We start from the raw sequence: 23,031 nt of genomic DNA on the forward strand, positions 1-23,031 counted from the left end.
AGGGATCACGTATGAAAATTCGTGCCCAACGTGTTGCCGAGCAAATGCGTAAAGAAATAACAGATGTCTTGTTACGGGAAGTCAGTGACCCGCGTACAAAAAACGCTACGATTACGAGCGTTGATGTGACAGGTGACTTACAGCAAGCAACAGTCTATTATACGGTGCTTGGTGATGAGGAAGATGTGAAAGCAGAAACGCAAGCTGGTCTCGATAAGGCGAAAGGGTTTATCCGTCGCGAAATCGGGAATCGCATCCGTCTTCGTAAAACACCAGAGATCTCGTTTGAATATGATTCTTCAGTCGCATATGGTAGCCATATCGATTCGTTGATTCGTGATTTGAACAAAGATTAATAATTTGAAAGGGGAGACGTCGTTCTCCCTTTTTTATATGGAGGGATGAAATTGGAACCGAACGGAGTGCTCGTACTCGATAAAGATGCTGGCATGACGAGTCATGACTGCGTATTTAAATTACGAAAATTGTTCCAGACGAAAAAGGTCGGTCACACAGGTACGCTTGACCCGGAAGTGACAGGCGTATTGCCCATCTGTTTAGGGCGCGCCACAAAGTTATCGCGTTTTATCACAGATGAAGGGAAGCGTTACGTGGCCGAGGTGACGATTGGTACCGCCACGATGACCGAGGACGCGCATGGCGAGGTCGTCACGCAGAAGTCAGTCACACCGAACGATTTGGATGCAACCCAGATTGACGAGGCGATGCGCCAATTGACAGGAATGATTGAACAAATCCCGCCGTACTACTCGGCGGTCAAAGTAAACGGGAAAAAGTTGTACGAGTATGCTCGGAAAGGGCAGACCGTCGAACGACCTCGGCGGACGGTCGAGATTCTTCGTCTGGAGCGGACGAGTGAATTGATATTCGAAGCGGACGTCTGTCGATTCCGAATGGAAATCGACTGTGGGAAAGGGACGTATATTCGAACGCTCGCCGTTCAGATTGGGGAGAAACTCGGTTACCCTGCCCATATGAGCGAACTCAGACGGACGAGCTCAGGAACGTTTGATGAAGCGACCGCGGTAACACTCGGAACGCTTCAAACACTTGAAACGGTCGAGGAGCGAATGGCGTATGTCATTCCTCTCGAAGATGTGATCAAACGCTGGCCAATGATCACCATTCCAAAGAATCGGGAACGCTATATTCGCAACGGCGGGAAACTGAACGGCGTTTCGCTCGAATTTGAGTTATTTACTGTCTATAATGAAGAAGGAATCCCTCTTGCTTTATATCGAAGACAAGAAGGAACGACAGACGCTACAGTCGAGGTCATGTTGGCTATCGACTAAGGGGGAATTTGACAGTATGGAAACAAGACATCTCACTTATCCAGAAACACCCGACGTGTATCCGTCCATTATGGTACTCGGTTTCTTCGACGGTGTTCATAAAGGGCATCAAGCTGTAATCAATCATGCCAAACGGGTGGCAGCGGAGCACAACCTGCCGGTGACGGTCGTCACGTTCGATCCTCATCCGAAACAAGTACTCTCCAATAAACCGGATGCGGTCCGCTATATTACACCGCTGTCCCGGAAACTGAAGCGCATCGAAGCGCTCGGGGTAGAGCGTTGCCTCGTCTTGACATTCACAAAAGAATTGGCCAATTTGTCCCCGCAACAGTTTGTCGATGATTATTTGATCGGTGCCGGAGCCGTGCACGTGACAGCTGGTTTTGATTACTCTTATGGAAAGTTTGGAGAAGGGACGATGGAGACACTTCCATACCATGCGCGTGACCAATTCACGACGTCTGTCGTCACAGAGCAGACGATGGATGGGGAAAAAGTGTCATCTACCCGCATCCGTAAACTCTTGGCAGAGGGACAGGTCGATGCCGCACATGAACTCCTCGGTACGCCATACGTGATCTGTGGCGAAGTCATTCACGGTGATGCGAGAGGGCGTACCATCGGTTTCCCGACTGCGAACGTGTTGATGGACGCTTCGTACGTCATGCCACGATTGGGCGTATACGCGACTCGAGTCACGCTACCGGACGGACGGATGTTCCACGCGATGACGAATGTTGGACGTCGTCCGACTTTTTATGAGACGGGATCGGTCTCTGTTGAGAGCCATCTCTTCGACTTCTCCGAGGATTTATATGGACAAGTCATCGAAATCGAGTGGATCCAATATATTCGGAATGAACGCGCGTTCGATGGGTTGGATGCATTGGTCGCTCAACTAAAAGAAGATGAGGTGGCAGCTCGTTCAATCCTATCTTGACTTTCAAGAGCGGGTACGCTATCCTTGTCAAGTACGCAAAGTACACCGCTTCGCTTGGCTGGTCGATTCACCAACGCCGGCTCGGCAACGCGGCAATTTTTCATTAAATGGAGGTGGAGAGGCAATGGCACTCTCAAAAGAACGTAAAAACGAAATTATCGCGGAATACGCGACAAAACAAGGTGACACAGGTTCACCAGAAGTACAAGTGGCTGTGTTGACTGAACAAATCAACACATTGAACGACCACCTTCGTACACACAAGAAAGACCACCACTCACGTCGCGGTCTCTTGAAAATGGTTGGACGTCGTCGTAACTTGCTTACGTACCTTCGTAACAAGGACGTTACACGTTACCGTGAATTGATTCAACGCCTCGGTCTCCGTCGTTAATCGATCGAGACTGTTTAACGGGCTGGGACAACGTCCTAGTCCGTTTCTTCTTTTTTAAGGAAAATGATTAGACATTCGTTGGAATGAGTTACATAATAAACTAGATAAGGTTTGAGAGGAGAATGTACATGTTAGGTACGAAACAAGTATTCTCTACAGAGTGGGGCGGACGCCCATTGTCTGTAGAGGTCGGCCAACTTGCGAAGCAAGCAAACGGTTCGGCACTCGTGCGTTATGGAGATACGGTTGTCCTTGCGACAGTGACGGCTTCAAAAGCACCAAAAGATTTAGACTTCTTCCCGTTGACGGTCAACTATGAGGAGAAACTTTACTCGGTCGGTAAAATTCCAGGTGGTTTCCTTCGTCGTGAAGGTCGCCCGGGTGAAAACGCGATTTTGACATCACGTCTCATCGACCGCCCGATTCGTCCACTCTTCCCAGACGGATTCCGTCATGATATTCAAGTCATGATTTACGTCATGTCAAACGACCCAGATTGCTCGGCTGAAATGGCAGGTATGCTCGGAACGTCGATCGCGCTCTCGATTTCTGACGTACCGTTTGACGGTCCAATCGCTGGCGTGACAGTCGGCCGTGTGGACGGCGAATTCGTCATCAACCCGACGACGGCTCAGTTGGAGAAAACGGACCTTGAACTTCAAGTTGCAGGGACATCGACAGCCATCAACATGGTTGAAGCAGGTGCGAACGAAGTACCTGAGGACGTCATGCTCGAGTCGATCTTGTTTGGACATGAAGAAATCAAGCGTTTGATTGCATTCCAACAAGAAATCGTAGAAGCTGTCGGAAAACCTAAATTCGAATACACGGTCTCGAAATACGATGAGGCACTTACTGCTGAACTCGAAGCAGCCCGTCCTGAAATCGTAGAAGCGGTTCAAGTGGAAGAGAAACACGCTCGTGACGAAGCCATCAACGAAGTGATTGCGAAGTATGTCGCGATGTATGAAGCGCGTCTTGCGGATGACCCTTCAAAACTCGGCGAAGTTTCAGGCATCTTGAACAAGTTCGTCAAAGATGAAGTCCGTCGCTTGATCACGGTCGAAAAAGTCCGCCCAGACGGACGTCGTCCAGACGTGATTCGCCCGCTCGCATCAGAAGTCGGATTACTCCCACGTGCACACGGTGTCGGTCTCTTCACACGAGGTCAAACACAAGTCATGTCTGTTGCGACACTCGGTGTCATCGGAGACGCACAAATCATCGATGGAATCGGTCTTGAAGAGAACAAGCGCTTTATGCACCACTATAACTTCCCGCCGTTCTCAGTCGGTGAAGCTCGTCCGGTCCGTGCGCCAGGTCGTCGTGAGATCGGTCACGGAGCACTCGGTGAGCGTGCGCTTCTTCCAATTATTCCGAAAGAAGCAGACTTCCCATACACGATTCGTCTCGTTTCGGAAGTACTCGAATCAAACGGTTCAAGTTCACAAGCTTCGATTTGTGGGTCGACACTCGCATTGATGGATGCAGGTGTGCCAATCAAAGCGCCAGTCGCCGGGATTGCCATGGGTCTTATCATGGAAGGTGAACACTACACGGTCTTGACAGATATTCAAGGACTTGAAGACCACCTTGGGGATATGGACTTCAAAGTAGCTGGAACGAAAGACGGGATCACTGCCCTTCAAATGGATATCAAGATTGCCGGAATCACGCGTGAAATTTTAGAAGAAGCGCTTGAACAGGCACGTGTCGGTCGTTTACACATCCTTGATCACATGCTTGAGACGTTAGATACTCCACGTACTCAATTGTCGAAATATGCACCGAAGATTGTGACGATGACAATCAATCCGGATAAGATTCGCGACGTCATCGGACCAGGCGGTAAGATGATCAACAGCATCATCGACCAAACGGGCGTCAAAATCGACATCGAACAAGACGGTACGGTCTTCATCGCCTCGACGGACCAAGAAGGAATCGATCTTGCCATGTCAATGATTGGTGACATCGTCCGTGAAGTCGTCGTCGGTGAAGTATACGATGCTACCGTACGTCGCATCGAAAAATTCGGCGCGTTCGTCGAGTTGTTCAAAGGGAAAGATGCGCTCGTACACGTATCCGAATTCAGCCTTGAGCGTGTCGCGAACGTCGAGGATGTTGTGAAGCTTGGCGATTCGATTCAAGTCAAAGTCACTGAAATCGATGACAAAGGTCGTGTCAACGCATCACGAAAAGCGCTCATCTTAGAAGGATTGTCTCCTGAAGAGCGTGAGGCATACGAAGCGAAACGGAAGGCAGCACGTGAAAGCCGCCCACCTCGCGATAGCCGTCCGCCACGTCGTGACGGGGACCGTCGTCCACCGCGCTCGACAAATTAATTATTCTGGCCATCGTCTTGGTGCGATGGCCTTTTTCATAGGAGTGAGAATATGGAATGGATGACATTAGAGAACGGTATCCGAATCATCATCGAACCAATCGAAGGTTCGCTTAGCACCTCGACCGGGGTATTCATTAAAGCAGGGACACGTACAGAGACGTTTGAGAACATCGGCATCAGTCATTTGATTGAACATATGCTGTTCAAAGGGACAGCATCGAAAAGCGCGAAAGAGATTGCTTCCTTTTTCGATGAGCTCGGTGGAAGCGTCAACGCCTTCACCTCGAAAGACCATACATGCTTTTATGTGAAGACGCTCGATGAACACGCGGTCATGGCGCTCGACGTCCTGACAGACATGCTGTTTGAGTCAGTAATCGATATGCAGGAGTTGGAGAAAGAAAAGCGTGTCGTTGTGGAAGAGATTAAAATGTATGAGGACACGCCGGAAGATCTCGTTCACGAACTATTGGCCATTGCGGCGTATCGAGACGATATACTTGCCCAACCGATTTTAGGGACGGAGGAGAGTGTCAATCGATTGACGCGGGACCAGCTCGTCGAATACTTACAGGAACAGTATACGGCCGAGCAGATTGTCGTCTCGATCGCAGGTCATGTTTCTGAAGAATTGATCCAGGCGGTAAAACGTAGGTTTGCCCACATCCCTTCTAGGGAATCGTCGAAAGAAATCAATCAACCGGAACTGTTCCATGACACATTGACGAAACATAAGGAAACGGAGCAAGCCCACCTCTGTTGGAACTACGAAGCGATTCCGGCGACGGACGATCGATTGCCTCATTTGGCATTGATGAACAACGCAATCGGCGCGACGATGTCTTCGCGTTTGTTCCAGTCCATCCGTGAAGAAGAGGGCTTGGCTTATTCCATTTACTCCTATTACACGACGTTTTCCGATCACGGTACGTTTACCATATACGTCGGTACGTCGTCGGATACGTTGGAACAAGTCGAAGTCATCCTAGAGAGAGAGATGAAGCGACTTGTCGCCGACGGTTTGACTGCTGAGGAAGTAGACAAAGGCAAGCGACAATTGAAAGGGTCGATCGCTCTTGGGAATGAAAGTTCGAGTGCCCGTATGAACCGGAACGGACGGAACTTGCTACTTCTCGATGAAGTCGAGCCGATAGAACAAGTGATTGCGAAAGTAGAACGGATTGAACGCGATGAGGTCAATGAATTGATTCGTGAGGTGTTGAGCCATCGCCCAGCGAAGTCATATGTCCTCCCAAACGAAGCGTGACTTGAAACCGAATTGTAAGTTCTCTACACTGATTAAGAGGTATTCTTTAGTTTGGATAGGATACAGGTGAAAGAAGGGAAAGACTTGAACTTAACGGATTTAGTGAAGACGATACAATTAATTAATCAACCAAATCTAGAAGGCATCGTCGTGACGCATGTGACGACGGACTCGCGAGAAGTTGTGCCGGGAACGCTGTTTGTCGCCATCAAAGGCTATACGGTGGATGGGCATGAATATGCGGCGCAAGCGGTAGAGCGAGGCGCGGTGGCAGTCGTTAGCGAACGACCGCTCGACCTGTCAGTGCCAAACCTGATTGTACGTGACAGCTCGCGTTCGATCGGGTTGTTGGCTTCGGCCTTTTATGCGTATCCATCTGAACAGATGCGACTGTTCGGAATCACGGGAACGAATGGAAAAACGACGACGACGACGATTTTACGAGACGTCCTCGATGTCCTCGGGCATTCGACCGGTTTGATTGGGACCGTTGAAGTACGTATCAACGACAAAAACGTCCCAAGTAAAAATACGACGCCTCAAAGTTCAGAACTTCAACAGTTGTTGGCACAAATGCGAGATGAAGGCGTGACGGACGTGATGATGGAAGTGTCCTCACACGGTCTTGAGCTCGGACGTGTCATCGGAACTGATTTTGACATCGTTGGCTTCACGAACTTGACGCACGATCACCTAGATTTTCATGGGACGTTCGAAAACTATGCACGTGCAAAAGGATTATTGTTCGCTCAACTCGGTCAAATGGCCTCACGTGGGAAAGTCGCCGTCTTGAACGCGGACGATGCACAAACGCCTCTTTATGAGACGATGACCGGTGCGAAAGTAATAACGTATGGGATTGATGCGCAAGCAGACCTGATGGCAACGGACATTGAACAGACGTTGTCTCAAACGAGCTTTACATTGAATTACCAAGGCGCGAAACTTCCGGTGACGGTTCAATTCATCGGTCGTTTCAACGTGTACAATCTATTGTTGGCGACGGGTTGTCTTCTCGCTGCCGGTTATTCACTTGAACGAATTGCCAAAGCACTCGAGATGATTCATCCGGCCAAGGGACGGATGCAACGTTTAGACGTCCCAGGTTACAACGTATATGCGGACTACGCCCACACGCCGGATGGCATCGAACAGTGTCTGAAGTCGCTCGTCGGCGTACCGAAAGAGAATATTATCTTTTTGATTGGGACAGGTGGGAACCGTGACGTCACAAAACGTCCTGCAATGGGTGAGATGGCGTCGACTTATGCCGGTACCGTCATCATTACGACGGATGATCCGCGATTCGAAGCGTATGAATCCATTACAAAAGGGATTGCAGCCGGGATGACTCACGACAACTTTGTTGAAATCGGGGATCGAGAAGAAGCGGTCCGTTATGCGGCCCGTCTAGCGAAACCGGACAACATCATCGTGTTAGCAGGGAAAGGGCACGAGAAGTATCAAATTATCGGAAATGAAAAATTGCCGCTCGATGAAGAGGCAATCGTTCGAGCGACCATTTTGAATACGGAGGAAGCATGATTTATGGCAGTACAACCAATTACGTTGACAGAAAAAGAGCATGACGACTTCGTCAAAACACACGACCGTGGGGATTTGTTGCAACTATCGAGTTGGGGAGATGTGAAGCGCCAAAATGGTTGGACGTCAGAACGTGTAGCGGTCGCGCAAGACGGTGTGACGTCCGGTGTCGCTTTACTTTTATTCAAACGTGTCCCGAAATTACCATACACATTGTGCTATGCCCCACGCGGGTTTGTCGTGGACTACGACGACTTGGCATCGCTACAGGCGCTCGTGAAAGAAGCGACGCGTGTCGCGACGGCACATAAAGCCATCGTCGTAAAAATTGATCCAAACATCGACCGCGATGAATTGCCAGGACTATTGACCGAAATGGCTGCCATCGGGTTTAAACATAAGGGATACGGCGGTGGCTTTGACTACGCCCAACCTCGTTTTACAATGGAAACGGATTTGCGCCCGAGTGAGAAGGATATTTTTGCGAAATTCCATCATAAGTTCCGCTACAATGTCCGTCTCGCGGAGAAAAAAGGAATCGTCTGCAAAGAGGTCGGTCGTGACGGACTCAAAACGTTCGCCGATTTGATGAAAGTGACAGGGGAGCGTGACGGATTCGCTACGCGAGGGCTCGATTATTTTGAGAACCTATACGATTGTCTGCAACCGAACGATGCCCGTCTCTTCTTGACAACGCTTGAACCGAAAATCGCACTCGAACAGCAACAGGCGACGCTAGAAAAAGCGAAGAAAGAGTTGGCGAAGATTGAACGGGGCCTTGAGAAAGAAACGATTGAAAAGAAACGTAACAGCCTTTTGAACCGCAAGGAACAGACGGAGGCACAAATTCAAAAAGCGGAGCAAGCCCTCCCTGAGCTCGTCGAACTCGATCAGACCTATCCGAACGGGCTCGTCTTATCAGGTGGTCTGTTGACACTCGCAGGACGGCGCTCTTATTACTTATACGGAGCCTCGTCAAATGAATTCCGTGAATTTATGCCGAACCACTTGATGCAATGGACGATGATGCAGGCGGCCAAAGCGAGTGGCGCCGAGCGATACGACTTCGGCGGGGTATCAGGAAGTACGGACCCGGATGATGAATATGCTGGTCTTTACGCATTCAAATCGGGATGGGGAAGCGACATGATTGAAAAGGTCGGGGAATTCGACCTCGTCTTGAATCGTCCTTTGTATATGGCACTCGAAAAAGGGTTGCCACTCTTAAAAGGACTGCGTAAACGGTTAAGAAGATGAGATGGACAGGCGTGTTATCTCTTGCGATGGTCGCCTTTCTGATTGGCATTACGCTCGCTTACTTTTATATGCAACCGGAACCGGTGCCTTGGGTAGACGAGCCGACGTTCGAAGCGGATATGTGTGTGCGGGACGTGGAGAAAGAGGATGCGATCTTGGTAAGGACGAAGATTGATTTTGACCGGTTGCATCCGTTAGTCGCCAATCGAGGAGAATCGTTCATTCGATTGGCCCATTCTTGTCTAGACCTCGAAGTGCGCCTCACTTCAGGATACCGTTCTGCCAAGGAACAGAATGCGCTTTATGCGCAAGGGCGGTCTGAACCCGGGCAAGTGGTGACCAATGCGAAGGCGGGTCAGAGCTATCATAACTATGGTCTTGCTGTCGATTTCGTTATCATCCATAACAACAAGACCGACTATGACCTGAATACGGATCGTAATCGGAATGACATTCCTGACTGGCAAGAACTCGGGGAGTTAGGAAAGGCGCTCGGCTTTGAATGGGGCGGAGACTGGAACTCATTCCCGGACTATCCTCACCTCCAAATGGACTTCGGCTTGTCGATTCGTCAACTTGTTGCAGGGAAACGACCTGACGAAAAAGAGACGGCACCGCTTGCCGATGCACTAAAACCTCTATTAGATTAGACGTAAATGTTGGCAATGAAGCCGTTTTCCGCTACAATATTCAGTAGCGATAAGGGGACGAAACAGAATATGAATCATTTAGGAGGTTTTTGTTAGTGTCAAAAAAGAAGACAGAGAATATTAGCGTCTTTGCGCTTGGAGGCGTAGGCGAAATCGGGAAGAACATGTACGTCGTGGAACTAGACGACGACATCTTCGTCATCGATGCCGGTCTAATGTTTCCAGGCGATGAGATGCTCGGGATTGATATCGTCATCCCAGACATCACATACTTAAAAGAAAATAAAGATCGTGTACGGGCGATTTTCATCACCCATGGTCACGAAGACCATATCGGTGGACTTAGCTACGTCTTACGCGACTTGAAGCACGTTCCAGTATACGGGACGAAATTGACCCTCGGGTTGATTGAATTGAAATTAAAAGAGGCCGGTTTGTTGAAAGAAGTCGACCTTCGCATGATTGATGCCAAAACGAAATTGACTATCGCTGATCATTTCATCACGTTTTTCCGCGTCAATCACTCGATTCCCGACTGTGTCGGCGTCTGTATTCAAACGTCTCAAGGTGCGATCGTCCATACCGGAGATTTCAAGTTTGATTACACGCCTGTCGATGGTAAACAATCCGACTTCAATAAATTAGCGGCAATCGGACAACGTGGCGTACTTGCGCTTCTTTCCGACTCGACGAACGCCGAGCGACCGGGGCAAACCGGTTCAGAGTCAATCGTCGGAGCTGAATTGAACGATGTCATTTATCAAGCGGAAGGTCGGGTTATCGTGGCATCATTCGCCTCGAACGTCCATCGCTTGCAACAAGTATTCGCAGCAGCGGAAGCGAATGATCGTAAAGTCGCGGTCGTTGGTCGTAGCATGGTCAACATCGTCGAAGTTGCACAGAAACTAAACTACTTACGTTTCAAGGCGAAGACACTCGTCGAGTTGTCGCAAGTAAACCGTCTACCGGATAATAAAGTCGTCATTTTAACGACAGGTTCGCAAGGAGAGCCGATGGCGGCATTGACTCGTATGGCTCGTAATGCCCACAAGCAAGTCAACATTCGATTGAATGACACGGTCGTCATCGCGGCGACACCGATTCCAGGGAATGAGAAGTCTGTTTCTAAAACGATTGATTTGTTGTTCCGTTCAGGTGCGAACGTCATTTACAACCAACGTAAAGTGCACGTATCTGGACACGGATCGGCAGAAGAATTGAAGCTGATGCTCAACCTCGTTAAACCGAAGTACTTCTTACCGATTCACGGGGAATACCGGATGCAGATGGCACACTCGAAACTCGCTGAACAAGTGGGTGTCAAACCGAACAATATCTTCATCGTTGAAAAAGGTGACGTCGTCGAGTTCACGGGTCGAAAAGCCCGCATGAGCCGAAAAGTTCCTGCAGGAAATGTCTTGATTGACGGAATCGGCGTCGGGGACGTTGGAAACATCGTCTTACGGGACCGTCGATTGTTGTCACAAGATGGAGTTGTTCTCTGCGTGGTCACGTTGAATCGGAAACAGAAGAAATTGATTTCAGGACCTGAACTCATCTCACGTGGTTTCGTATATATGCGTGAATCGGAGGAGATGATTTCAGAGGCAAACCGTATTGTCACGAAACAGATTGAAAAGAGTCTGCAGGCTGGCAGTGATTGGACCGAATTGAAATCAAATATCCGCGAGCGACTGAGCGTCTTCTTATTCGAGCAGACGAAACGTCGTCCGATGATCTTGCCGATCATCATGGAGATTTAATGGAATGAGAGTGAGGCAAAAGTCATCTGACTTTTGCCTTCTTTTTTTAGGAGGAACTGATTTGGCTCAAAAAACAAGAAAGACTCCCGTAAAGCGAAAGCGGCCAGCGACGCGAAATACGAGGAACCGTAAAAAACAACCGATTGCGCCACGTACATATGGGTGGGGCATCTTTGTCCTCGCCATCGTCGCATTCGTATTTGCCTTATTTGATTTAGGGTGGATCGGACAACAGTTGTCCGATTTATCTGTCTATCTTTTCGGAGGATGGGGTGCGCTCACTTACTTGATGATGGCAGTCTTGTTATGGATCGTACTCACTCCGATGAAGCCGATGCGACGAGCGGGACTATTCGCAATGCTCGCCTCGTTCTTACTATTTGGAGACTTACTTTGGGGAGAGGCGAGGGGTGGCATCAATGGCACTTTTTATAACTTGAACCAATATTTATTCTCTGACTTCGGGATTGTCTTCTTAGGAATCGTCTGCTTCCTTGTCGGTGTCTCGCTCTATGCCCCGACGATTTGGGGGACGCTCTATCATCGAATGCAGGAATCCGTCACGGCCGTCAGAAAAGAATGGCAAGCCAGACCGAAAGTGGAAAAGCAGCTAGAGACGAAACGAACGCGCAAAACGTCACCTCGTCCAAAACAAGAGGAAACGCAGCCGGACGCGGAAGTAGAGTCAGATATGGTCACGATGCAAGACATTCCAATCGTCGGGTTTAGTGAGAAAGTCGTAGCAGAAAAAAGAGAGACGGAAGATCAACCTCGTACGGATTCTTCGGAAGTCGATTCCACAATCACGACCGAGGAGATGATGATGACTGCGGCCCAAGATGTCTCGGATACATACGAGCTTCCGCCATTCTCGAATTTGAAAGAGCCCGTCATTACGGATTTGTCTGGTGAGAATGCACGATTGAAAGAAAATGCATCCAAACTTGTAAAGACGCTTAAGTCATTCGGGGTCGGTGTCAAAGTGTTAAAGATTCACCTTGGTCCAACCGTCACAAAATATGAACTACAACCGGATATCGGTGTGAAAGTCAGTCGCATCACCTCATTAAGTGATGATTTGGCATTGGCGCTCGCTGCAAAAGATATTCGGATTGAAGCTCCGATTCCGGGTAAAGCCGCTATTGGTATTGAAGTGCCGAACCAGGAGGTCGCACCGGTATGCTTACGTGAAGTACTGGAAGCGGAGCCGGTGAAACAAGATGACTCGAAGTTACTCGTCGCACTCGGTCGGAGTATCAGTGGCGAGACGGTTGGGATCTCTCTCAATAAAATGCCGCATTTGCTTGTTGCAGGATCGACAGGATCAGGTAAATCTGTCTGTATCAACGGCATGATCGTGTCACTCTTGATGCGTTCTCGTCCGGATGAGGTCCGACTCATGATGATTGATCCGAAGATGGTCGAGTTGAACGTCTATAACGGAGTGCCACACCTGTTGACACCGGTCGTCACGGATCCGAAAAAAGCCGCCCAGGCACTGAAGCAGGTCGTCGCAGAAATGGAACGGCGGTATGAACTGTTTAGTCGATATGGAGTTCGCAATATCGAAGGTTACAATGAACTCGTCGATCAGTCGGATGACGAGGATGCGAAACGTTTACCGTTCATCGTCGTAATCGTCGATGAATTAGCGGATTTGATGATGGTGGCATCAAATGATGTCGAAGATGCCATCATGCGACTTGCACAAATGGCACGTGCTGCGGGTATTCATATGGTCCTCGCGACACAGCGCCCATCTGTCGACGTCATCACAGGAGTCATCAAGGCGAACATTCCGTCCCGCATCGCCTTTGCCGTCTCTTCTCAAACCGATTCAAGGACCATCCTTGATGGTGGCGGGGCGGAAAAGTTGCTTGGACGCGGTGACATGTTGATGCTTGCAAACGGAATGAACAAGCCGGTCCGTGTACAAGGTGCATTCGTCTCCGATCAAGAAGTCGAGACGGTCGTCAATCATGTCATCGCGCAACAACGTGCGCAATATGTGGAAGCGATGATGCCAAAAGAAGAGGAAGTGACGACGATTGATTCGGATGATTCATTGTTCGGAGAAGTCGTGCAATTCGTCATGACACAAGAAACGGCATCAACTTCGATGATTCAACGCAGATTCCGAATCGGGTATAATCGTGCCGCCCGTTTGATTGACTCACTTGAGGAAGCCGGGTATGTCGGTCCATCGGAAGGTTCGAAACCGAGGAAAGTACTCATTCAAGAGCAAACAGAATAATAATAAAAAACGAATGATTATATATCAGTATATATAATCGTTCGTTTTTTAATGCAATTTATACAATATAGAAATATTCGCTCTATCCTTAGATGTTCGCTATAATATAAATGTAATATAGCACATATGTCCTATATACTGAATTAGTACATACTTTTAAAAACTACTGAAACGCTTACATTTTTTAATAACGTTTACATTTTACAAAAGTTTTTCAATGGGGATGAAAATGAGTAAATTGGACTCAAAGGTACGGTTCGGCATGTTCCGAAAAAATATTTCCTTGATTCCGAACAAAAACTATTGCGTTCTAATTCTCGAATCCCTATACTTAATATTGGCAAGGACATTCATACGTCAGATGTCTGAGCACTGGTAAGTAAATTAAAGGTGGTGAGGCCAATGTCGATTAAGCTCGATCATCGATTGCTCTATCTTCGAGTGATTGAGAAAATTAAGCAAGATATCGACGCTGGTGTCTATCGTGAAGGGGAGAAGTTACCTTCAGAATTTGAACTTTCGAAGCAACTTGGAGTCAGTCGAGCGACACTTCGCGAAGCGCTCCGGATTCTCGAAGATGAGAAATTTGTCGTGCGAAAGCATGGGGTAGGAACATTTATCAGTTCTAAACCGCCATTCACGTCAGGAATTGAGGAATTGTTCAGTGTCACTGACATGATCACACGAGCAAAGATGACACCAGGAACGAAAGTATTGGTGGCCGAGAAAGTGTTGGCAACAGAGAGAGAAGCCGAGCGTCTCAAGATTGAGCCGAACTCACCGATTTATCGAATTGTACGAATTCGATATGCGGACGACACACCGGTTGTGTATTGTGTCGATAAAGTGCCGGCCCATCTCGTCTCGAATCCTGAGGCATTGACTGAAGGGAAATCTCTGTTTGATTCTCTCGAAAAAGAGGTAGGACGTCGAGTCGCTTATGCGATCACGCACATCGAACCGAGTGTCAGCGCTGAAATCTCGTCACAACTTCAGACGGACCAACCGTTACTCGCTTTAAAACAATTGCATTATGATGAGAGTGATTTACCATTACTCGATTCGGCCAACTTTTTCCGTGCTGATCGATTCGACTTCCATGTCGTACGTAAACGAGTTTAAACGAGCAGTTTCTGGACGGAAGAGTTATTTTTGGGTAATAGCGTGAAAGCGCTTTCTTATACCAGTGTAAAGACTACTGATAACATGACAACAAAAATTGTTATGAACCGAAAGGGGAAACACGACGATGATGAACAAAAAGAAAACGATTCTCTCAGCTTTAGCAGCAGGACTCACACTCTCTACAGTACTCGCAGCATGCGGTGGAGATGACAACGAAGGCTCATCTTCAAACGGTGAAGGCGGAGAAGGTAGCGACTTCAAAGTTGCAATGGTCACGGATACTGGTGGTGTTGATGACAAGTCATTCAACCAATCAGCTTGGGAAGGTTTGAAAAAGTTTGGTGAAGAAAATAGCTTAACTGAAAACGAAGGATACAAATATCTTCAATCAGCAAAACAAGCAGACTATCAGCCTAACTTGCAACAATTGGCACGTGATCAATTTGATTTGATCTACGGAATCGGTTTCTTGATGGCAGAGGATATTGGAAAAGTTGCAGAACAATTCCCTGATAACAACTTTGCAATCGTTGACTCGGTTGTAGATGCACCGAACGTTGCTTCAATCACGTTTAAGGAACAAGAAGGTTCATTCCTCGTAGGTGTAGTAGCTGGTCTTACAACGACGACTGATAAAGTTGGTTTCATCGGTGGAGTAGAATCAGACTTAATCAAGAAGTTTGAAAATGGATTTAAAGCTGGTGTAATGGCTGTAAACCCTGATGCGACAATCGACGTAAAATATGCTGAAGACTTCAACTCAGCTGAAAAAGGAACTGCAATTGCGTCAGGTATGTATGGATCAGGATCTGATATCATCTATCACGCAGCTGGTGGTACAGGTGTAGGTGTATTCACTGAAGCGAAAAACCGTAAGAAAAACGGTGAAGAAGTTTGGGTCATCGGGGTTGACCGTGACCAGTACGAAGAAGGTCTTCCAGAGAACGTTACTCTTACGTCAATGGTTAAACGTGTAGATACAGCGACACTCGAAGTGTCGAAAATGGCAATGGACGGTAAGTTCCCAGCTGGTGAAGTGGTTGAATTCTCACTTAAAGATGAAGGTGTAGGAATCGCACCAACTTCTGAAGAAAACGTTGCTGCAGACGTGCTCACTAAAGTTGATGAGTATCGTCAACAAATCATCGATGGTGATGTTGTTGCACCAGCAACTGACGCTGAGTTCGAAGAGTTCATGAAAAACGTAAAATAATTCATTTGAGTATAGGGGGGACCCACGTGGTCTCCCTTTACTTAAAGTTAGGGGTGAACTTCCTTGGAATATGTAATTGAAATGCTAAATATTCGCAAAGAGTTCGGTACGTTCGTCGCGAACGACAATATCACACTCCAATTGCGTAAAGGTGAAATCCATGCGCTTTTAGGAGAAAACGGGGCCGGGAAATCAACGCTCATGAACGTGTTATTTGGTCTCTATCAGCCTGAAGGTGGAGAGATTCGCGTACACGGAAAGAAAGTGGATATTGAAAATCCGAACATCGCCAACGAACTTGGAATTGGAATGGTCCACCAACACTTTATGTTGGTTGAAAAATTCACAGTCACTGAAAACATCATTCTGGGTCTTGAACCGAAGAGTGGGGTCACAATTGATCGCGCCACAGCTCGGAAGAAGGTCATGGACATTTCAGAGCAATACGGACTTAAAATCGATCCTGATGCGAAGATTGAAGATATTTCAGTCGGCATGCAACAACGTGTTGAAATCTTGAAGACGCTCTATCGTGGAGCAGATATTCTGATTTTTGATGAACCGACGGCAGTGTTGACACCACAAGAGATTCAAGAACTTATCCAAATTATGAAACGTCTGATTGCTGAAGGTAAGTCGATCATCTTGATTACGCACAAGCTGAAGGAAATCATGCAAGTTGCGGACCGCTGTACTGTCATTCGTCGTGGACGCTACATTGGAACGGTCGAGGTCGACGAGACGGTAAATGAAGACAGTTTAGCTGAAATGATGGTTGGTCGCGAAGTAAACTTTGATGCAGAATATTCGAAAGCCGATCCACAACAAGTCGTTCTCGACGTTCAAAACCTCGTCGTCAAAGATGGTCGCGGTTTGAAAGTCGTTGAAGGATTGGATTTACAGATTCGTGCTGGAGAAGTACTTGGAATTGCCGGAATTGATGGGAATGGTCAGACGGAGTTGATTGAAGCCATTTCAGGTTTGAAAAAGCCGGAGTCTGGTAAAGTGTTGCTCAACGGAAAAGATGTCACAGGACACACGCCGCGTAAGATGACCGAGGCAGGGATCGGACACATCCCGCAAGATCGTCATAAACACGGACTTGTTCTTGACTACTCGATTCGTGACAACATGGTACTTCAAACGTACTATAAAGAACCGTTCTCGAAACGAGGTCTCATGAACTATAAAGCTGTGGCTGAGAAGGCGAAGGCGTTGATTGAGAAGTTTGACGTCCGAACTCCATCAATTGATGTTCCAGCGCGTGCTCTCTCGGGAGGGAACCAACAGAAAGCAATCATTGCACGTGAAGTCGATCGCTCACCAGACTTACTCATCGCCGCTCAACCGACTCGTGGTCTCGACGTAGGTGCGATTGAATTTATTCACGAGCAGCTTATTAAAGAACGTGAAAAAGGACGCGCCGTCTTACTCATCTCGTTTGAACTTGATGAGATTTTACACGTATCCGACCGTATCGCTGTTCTCTACGAAGGAAAAATTGTAGGGATTCGTGATCCGAAAGAGACGACGGAGCAAGAGCTAGGCTTCTTGATGGCCGGCGGTAAGAGAGGGGACGAAACAGAATGAAAAAATTAAGTTTAAACCAACTTCTCATTCCATTCCTATCCATCATTTTAGGACTACTCGTCGGTGCTATCGTCATGTTGATTGGTGGGTACGACCCGGTTCAAGGGTTTATCTCGTTATTTGAAGGAATGTTTGGTAGTCCGTATGCCGTCGGTGAAACATTACGTGCTGCAGCCCCGCTCATCTTCTCGGGTCTTGCGGTTGCATTCGCCTTCCGTACAGGACTATTCAACATCGGGGTAGAAGGACAAGTGTTGATCGGCTGGGTCGCAGCCGTTTATGTAGGGATTAACTTCGACTTACCGATGTTCATCCATTTACCGCTCGCGCTCCTCGCGGCAATGGTCGCAGCTGCGATTTGGGCGTTCGTTCCTGGATTCTTGAAAGCGAAGTTTTACGTGCATGAAGTCATCACGTCAATCATGATGAACTATATCGCGCTATACACGACGAACGCGATATTGCGTAGCGTTATCGGCGTAACGAACGAGCGTACAGAGTCAATCAACGACTCGGCGTCTCTCGCCTCGCCATGGCTCCAAGAGTTGACGACGTATTCACGTCTTCACTGGGGTGTGCTTGTCGCAGTACTTGCGGCAATCGTGTACTACTATATCCTTCAACGTACGACACTCGGTTATGAGTTACGTGCCGTCGGATTCAACAAACATGCATCACAATACGCAGGGATGAGCGTCAACCGTAACATCGTCCTATCGTTCGTCATCTCTGGTATGTTCGCCGGTCTCGCTGGTGCGATGGAAGGTCTCGGAACATTCGGCAGTATGACCCTCTCGGCATCGTTCACTGGTGTCGGATTTGACGGGATTGCCGTCGCCCTTCTTGGTGCGAACACTGCGATCGGAGTCATTTTAGCAGCGATTCTCTTCGCAGGGTTGAACATCGGTGGATTGGCAATGCAGCTCGGTGCGAACGTACCATCTGAGCTCGTCAAAGTCATCATCGCAGCCATCGTCATCTTTGTAGCGTCTGGATATGCGATCAACTATGTCGTTGAGAAACTTAAAGGAAATCGTAAGAAAGGAGTGGAGAAAAAATGAACTTCTTAGAAGTCCTTTATATCGTCGTACCGGTTGCGCTTGCCTATGCGACTCCACTCATTATCGCAGCACTTGGTGGAATCTTCAGTGAACGTTCTGGTGTCGTCAACATCGCCCTTGAAGGAATCATGGTCATCGGTGCCGCGACAGGAATCATCACGACGCTCACCTTGACTGATTTAGGTGTTGGTGCCTCTAGCCCATGGATTGCCTTGCTTGTCGCCATGGTCGTCGGCGCGTTGTTCTCCCTCTTCTTGGCCGTTCCTGCCATCCTTTGGCGTGCGGATCAGACGGTTCTCGGGGTGGCGATCAACATGCTCGCTATCGGTCTCGCCATCTTCGTCGTACGTGTTCTTTACAACAAAGGACAGACCGACTTTATCGAGTACCGGATCGCAAAAGAAAATGTACCCTTTTTATCCGATATTCCCGTGTTGAAGATGTTCTTTATCAACGTCCAATACACGTCGTTCGTTGCGATCGCCTTGGCGTTCGTTGTGTGGTTCGTCATCTTCAAGACGCCGTTTGGACTTCGTCTTCGTTCGGTCGGAGAACATCCGATGGCGGCTGATACGATGGGAATCAACGTCACGAAAATGCGCTTCATGGGCGTCATGCTCTCTGGTGCGTTTGGTGGTCTTGCCGGAGCGGTTTATGCTGTGACGGTCACGACGAACTTCAGCGGAACGACCATCGTTGGTCAAGGGTTCTTGGCGATTGCCGCAATGATTTTCGGTAAATGGAATCCGCTCGGTGCGCTTGGTGCCGGATTGTTCTTTGGATTCGCTCAAGCCCTCTCGATCATCGGAAGCAACTTGCCGGTCATCAATAACGTGCCGCAACTCTTGCTCTTGATTGCACCATACGCCCTCACGATTCTCGCTCTCGCTGGACTCGTTGGTCGTGCGGATGCGCCGAAGTCAGTCGGTATCCCATATATTAAAGGGAAACGTTAATTCGAGATAGGACATATGTCCATTTCGTCTAGGTTGTTTGGTGCTTAAGCCAAACAACCTTTTTTGATATACTTGTCTAGAGATGTCATGATTAGACTCGGTTACATGCGAAAACACAAAAAAGACATATCAGTACAGGACCGATATGTCTTTCACGATTATTCGAATTTTAAAGCGTCGCCGTCAAACGACTCGTCCGCTACTTTGATCGAGTCTGTCGGACAACCCTCGAATGCATCCATCATGTCTTCGTATAGCTCATCTGGGATTTCAACAGTACCTGTGTTGTCATCCATCAAGTTGAACGCAAGACCTTCATCATCATAATCGTAAATATCTGGTGCTGCCGCGCCGCAAGCTCCGCATGCGATACATGTATCTTTATCGACGATTGTAAATTTTGCCATGATAATAACCCTCCAAACGGTTCGTTTCTCTTAGAAATCATTCTACTGACTATGAGTAATTGTAGTCTACATACCCAATTATTTCAATGAGGAAACGAGCGTCTTTTTGGTAGGATAATGATTTTTTTAAGGAAGTGACGATTTGGTTCATTTAGCGGATGGAGTTCTTCTGCTGGCCATTAAACGATTAAATGGAGAACGGAGTGAGCGAAGTCTCTACCATGTCCTGAATGGGAAGCGCTCGGCCACGACGCTACAGGACGCATTTTTTTATGACTTAGAGCCTCTTTTTGGACAGTTTCCACAAACGACTTATTCGTATGAATCTGTCCTGAAACAACTTGAGAAACGAGGATGGCTCGACCGTAAACGATTCAGATTGACAGAGGCGGGAGAAATGCTGGCTTCACCAGAATCGGTCGAGCAACTATTCAATCGGTTGGGCGGGGAACGCCGTGATTTTAACGCGACCACGTGGAAACGCTTGAGTTTGTTCGTGCAGACGTTCATGTCAAAAGAACATGCCCGGACATTCTATCCGGTACAAGCCGATCGTCCAGCAGAGCAATGGGTCAAGCAGTTGTTACATCTTGATCGGGATTGGAAAGCGCTCATGCGAACGTTTCATCAAGAGATTGAACAAGCACTTGAACAAATCGGGGACCCGTATGCGACGGCCGTCGTCTATCGATTCACAGGAGCGTTTGAGACGGGTCTGACGTACGAACAAATCGCCAGCCTGCTTCATGTTGATGCCGAGACGGCTCGTTTGTATTTTTTGGCCGGATGGAACGAACTGTTAATGGTCTTGCCGGATGATGCCAAACTACGGGGATTTACGTACGGCTTATCGACGGACCGGATGACCTATTCAGCACGTGAGTCATATGAGTTGTTCTTAAAGGGATACACGTTCCAACAGGTTCAAGCGAAACGGCGTTTACGTACGAGTACGATTGAAGACCATGTCGTCGAGATGGCGATGTATTTAGAAGTCTTCCCGCTCGAACAATTTGTACCGATGGAGGATGTGGTCACGATTGAAGAGTTGCGGCATCCGGATAGCTGGGCGTTGAAACCGGTATTTGAGAAAATGGGACGTGTCAGTTATTTTCAAATTCGACTTGTCTTCGCCAGACTGAAACGAGGTGAGAGTTTTGTATGAAGCGACATTAAAACGAGTGTTCGGGTATGAATCGTTTCGCCCTGGACAACACGACATCATACATGCCGTGATCGAAGGGCAGGATGTATTGGCCGTCATGCCGACGGGGGCGGGAAAATCGCTGACGTTCCAACTTCCTTCTTATATTAAAAATCAAGGGCTCACGGTGATTGTCTCGCCATTACTCTCACTCATTGAGGACCAGATGCTGCATATACGAGAACGGGGAGAGCGTGGTGTCGCTCGTTTGACGTCGATGGAATCGGCTGAAGAGAAGCAGGACATCATCAACCATTTGAAACGTTACCGTTTTTTATATCTTTCACCTGAACAATTGGCCGTTCCTTATGTGACGCGTGCTCTGGCGAATGTGAAAATTCAAATGCTCGTCATTGACGAGGCGCACTGTATCTCACAATGGGGGCATGAGTTCCGTCCTGAGTATGCGCGTTTAGGTGAGTTGCGAAAACAGATTGGGAGTCCTCAGTGTATGGCGGTCACGGCGACGGCGCCAGAAGGCGTGAAACAGGACATCATTGAAAAGCTGGCACTGTTCTCACCTGAACAATTCGTCCACTCTGCCAATCGTCCGGAAATCCGATTGTTGGTTGAACGGTTGGAAAAAGAGAAGAAACTTGAGCGATTGAAAGAGTTGATTCAAGAGATTCCCAAACCTGCAGTCGTTTACACGGCGACCCGTCGCGAGGCAGAGGCGTTAGCCTTTGAGCTAGAGGATGCATTGTTTTACCATGGAGGCATGTCTACGGAAGACAGGCGACTCGTGCAGTCCCAGTTTTTACGGGACGAAGTGTCGGTCATGGTATGCACGAGTGCGTTCGGGATGGGTGTGAACAAAGACAACGTCCGTTCTGTCGTTCATTTTCAGTTGCCGGCAACAGTCGAGGCATACATGCAGGAAATCGGACGAGCGGGGCGTGACGGACAACCCGCATTCGCGGTCCTTCTATATGCCGATGGTGACGAACGCATCCAGCAATTTTTAATCGACGGACAGTACCCGAAAGACGAGGACATGCGACTAGCCTATTTTGAACGTGAGAACGGGACGTCGTTCGCGCAACTACCAAGGTTGTTACGCATGAATGAAGAAGACCCGAAGTTTCTCCTGCTGAAGCAATTGTTGACAGAACGTTCGCTTCAAGAAGCACTCGATTGGGTAAAGGAAAGAAAGCGTGATCGGTATCGTCAACTCGGACAGATGATGGATTATGCCCTCATCCGGACATGCCGACGCGATTACTTGCTTCGTTATTTTTCCGAACAAACGGTCGACCAAGAAGAATGCTGTGATGTTTGTGGGCCGATTCCGTTCCCGGATACACCGCAAATCGTCCGAAAAAATGTGACAGAATGGAAAATTCGGTTGACGCAAATCTTTTCCTTTGAATAATATCATAGTAAAATGATAAAAAAGGTAAAGGAGGGCATACGTTGCGACATCGGAATCAGGCGGATTCTTTACGCGAGCAATTGGCGGACACGTTGCCGTCTCGAGCTGAGAGGCAAGAGGGCGAACGGAAGAGGAAGTTAAATGATAACTGGATGAAGCGCCCGTTGGCGATGACATTAACCTTCGCCATGCTAGCGATTATTCTCATTTTCATATATATCGGGCGACACGCCATATTTTAAACTAGGTGCGAACAGAGTTCGCATCTTTTTTTATTCGATGAATTATAAAATTAAGTGCAACACCCCAAAGTGAACACAAAAAAGCCCATGACGCTTTCCTCGTGTAGAATGAAGTCACCACAACA

General features: G+C 48.0%; 20 protein-coding genes. 19 read left to right on the forward strand and 1 reads right to left on the reverse strand.

The features are described from left to right. Positions 1-11 precede the first annotated feature (11 nt). The 16 genes from rbfA to KNO71_RS08575 all read left to right on the forward strand — a co-directional run bounded on the left by rbfA (position 12) and on the right by KNO71_RS08575 (position 19,681). Positions 12-356 carry a 30S ribosome-binding factor RbfA gene (gene rbfA / locus KNO71_RS08500; RefSeq protein ID WP_159562106.1) on the forward strand — a complete coding sequence of 115 codons (345 nt, stop codon included), beginning with the start codon at positions 12-14 and terminating at the stop codon, positions 354-356. 45 nt (positions 357-401) lie between these two features. After that, positions 402-1,316 (forward strand): tRNA pseudouridine(55) synthase TruB, encoded by a 915-nt coding sequence (truB, locus tag KNO71_RS08505; RefSeq protein WP_251024825.1) that lies wholly within the window; start codon positions 402-404, stop codon positions 1,314-1,316. 16 nt (positions 1,317-1,332) lie between these two features. Beyond that, the gene (locus KNO71_RS08510; protein WP_078146726.1) at positions 1,333-2,259 is read left to right on the forward strand and encodes a bifunctional riboflavin kinase/FAD synthetase; all 927 of its coding nucleotides are present in this window, start codon (positions 1,333-1,335) and stop codon (positions 2,257-2,259) included. A gap of 124 nt (positions 2,260-2,383) precedes the next feature. Next, the gene (rpsO, locus tag KNO71_RS08515; protein ID WP_015881433.1) at positions 2,384-2,653 is read left to right on the forward strand and encodes a 30S ribosomal protein S15; all 270 of its coding nucleotides are present in this window, start codon (positions 2,384-2,386) and stop codon (positions 2,651-2,653) included. 128 nt (positions 2,654-2,781) lie between these two features. After that, positions 2,782-4,998, forward strand: coding sequence for a polyribonucleotide nucleotidyltransferase (gene pnp, locus KNO71_RS08520; RefSeq protein WP_214684465.1), 2,217 nt, complete (start codon positions 2,782-2,784; stop codon positions 4,996-4,998). Between the two features lie 51 nt (positions 4,999-5,049). Then, positions 5,050-6,267, forward strand: coding sequence for a M16 family metallopeptidase (locus tag KNO71_RS08525; RefSeq protein ID WP_214687946.1), 1,218 nt, complete (start codon positions 5,050-5,052; stop codon positions 6,265-6,267). A 51-nt stretch (positions 6,268-6,318) separates the two neighbouring features. Further along, positions 6,319-7,812 carry a UDP-N-acetylmuramoyl-L-alanyl-D-glutamate--2,6-diaminopimelate ligase gene (locus KNO71_RS08530; RefSeq protein WP_251030087.1) on the forward strand — a complete coding sequence of 498 codons (1,494 nt, stop codon included), beginning with the start codon at positions 6,319-6,321 and terminating at the stop codon, positions 7,810-7,812. A gap of 3 nt (positions 7,813-7,815) precedes the next feature. Next, positions 7,816-9,069, forward strand: a complete 1,254-nt coding sequence (locus KNO71_RS08535; protein WP_214687947.1) for a lipid II:glycine glycyltransferase FemX — start codon at positions 7,816-7,818, stop codon at positions 9,067-9,069. Then, a complete protein-coding gene (locus tag KNO71_RS08540; RefSeq protein WP_078146729.1) occupies positions 9,066-9,719 on the forward strand; it encodes a M15 family metallopeptidase in 654 nt (217 codons plus the stop codon). The genes KNO71_RS08535 and KNO71_RS08540 overlap by 4 nt, the downstream gene beginning before the upstream one ends. Before the next feature lie 95 nt (positions 9,720-9,814). Continuing rightward, positions 9,815-11,482 carry a ribonuclease J gene (locus KNO71_RS08545; RefSeq protein ID WP_015881439.1) on the forward strand — a complete coding sequence of 556 codons (1,668 nt, stop codon included), beginning with the start codon at positions 9,815-9,817 and terminating at the stop codon, positions 11,480-11,482. 61 nt (positions 11,483-11,543) lie between these two features. Next, a complete protein-coding gene (locus tag KNO71_RS08550) occupies positions 11,544-13,736 on the forward strand; it encodes an FtsK/SpoIIIE family DNA translocase (RefSeq protein ID WP_214687949.1) in 2,193 nt (730 codons plus the stop codon). Between the two features lie 402 nt (positions 13,737-14,138). After that, entirely contained in the window at positions 14,139-14,858 is a 720-nt protein-coding gene (locus tag KNO71_RS08555; protein ID WP_078146731.1) for a GntR family transcriptional regulator, read from the forward strand. A 130-nt stretch (positions 14,859-14,988) separates the two neighbouring features. Next, a complete protein-coding gene (locus tag KNO71_RS08560) occupies positions 14,989-16,074 on the forward strand; it encodes a BMP family lipoprotein (protein ID WP_078147920.1) in 1,086 nt (361 codons plus the stop codon). Positions 16,075-16,137: 63 nt separating this feature from the next. Then, positions 16,138-17,664 carry an ABC transporter ATP-binding protein gene (locus tag KNO71_RS08565; RefSeq protein WP_078146732.1) on the forward strand — a complete coding sequence of 509 codons (1,527 nt, stop codon included), beginning with the start codon at positions 16,138-16,140 and terminating at the stop codon, positions 17,662-17,664. Then, on the forward strand, positions 17,661-18,725 hold the full coding sequence (locus KNO71_RS08570; protein WP_047795404.1) for an ABC transporter permease: 1,065 nt from the start codon (positions 17,661-17,663) through the stop codon (positions 18,723-18,725). Before KNO71_RS08565 ends, KNO71_RS08570 begins: the two co-directional genes overlap by 4 nt. Further along, positions 18,722-19,681, forward strand: coding sequence for an ABC transporter permease (locus tag KNO71_RS08575; protein ID WP_015881445.1), 960 nt, complete (start codon positions 18,722-18,724; stop codon positions 19,679-19,681). The genes KNO71_RS08570 and KNO71_RS08575 overlap by 4 nt, the downstream gene beginning before the upstream one ends. 158 nt (positions 19,682-19,839) lie before the next feature. Here the strand turns inward: KNO71_RS08575 and KNO71_RS08580 are convergent, their stop codons facing one another. Next, a complete protein-coding gene (locus KNO71_RS08580; RefSeq protein WP_015881446.1) occupies positions 19,840-20,088 on the reverse strand; it encodes a ferredoxin in 249 nt (82 codons plus the stop codon). A gap of 142 nt (positions 20,089-20,230) precedes the next feature. On the opposite strand from KNO71_RS08580, the gene KNO71_RS08585 reads away from it, so the two are divergent. Genes KNO71_RS08585 through KNO71_RS08595 form a run of 3 tightly spaced genes read left to right on the forward strand, consistent with a single transcriptional unit; the run spans position 20,231 to position 22,906 of the window. Next, positions 20,231-21,253 carry a YpbB family protein gene (locus tag KNO71_RS08585; RefSeq protein WP_015881447.1) on the forward strand — a complete coding sequence of 341 codons (1,023 nt, stop codon included), beginning with the start codon at positions 20,231-20,233 and terminating at the stop codon, positions 21,251-21,253. Further along, a complete protein-coding gene (locus tag KNO71_RS08590) occupies positions 21,237-22,664 on the forward strand; it encodes a RecQ family ATP-dependent DNA helicase (protein ID WP_240499808.1) in 1,428 nt (475 codons plus the stop codon). Before KNO71_RS08585 ends, KNO71_RS08590 begins: the two co-directional genes overlap by 17 nt. A gap of 41 nt (positions 22,665-22,705) precedes the next feature. Further along, positions 22,706-22,906, forward strand: a complete 201-nt coding sequence (locus tag KNO71_RS08595) for a hypothetical protein (RefSeq protein ID WP_015881449.1) — start codon at positions 22,706-22,708, stop codon at positions 22,904-22,906. Positions 22,907-23,031: the final 125 nt, after the last annotated feature.

Source organism: Exiguobacterium sp. s163 (assembly GCF_018617135.1).
Lineage (GTDB): Bacteria > Bacillota > Bacilli > Exiguobacteriales > Exiguobacteriaceae > Exiguobacterium > Exiguobacterium profundum.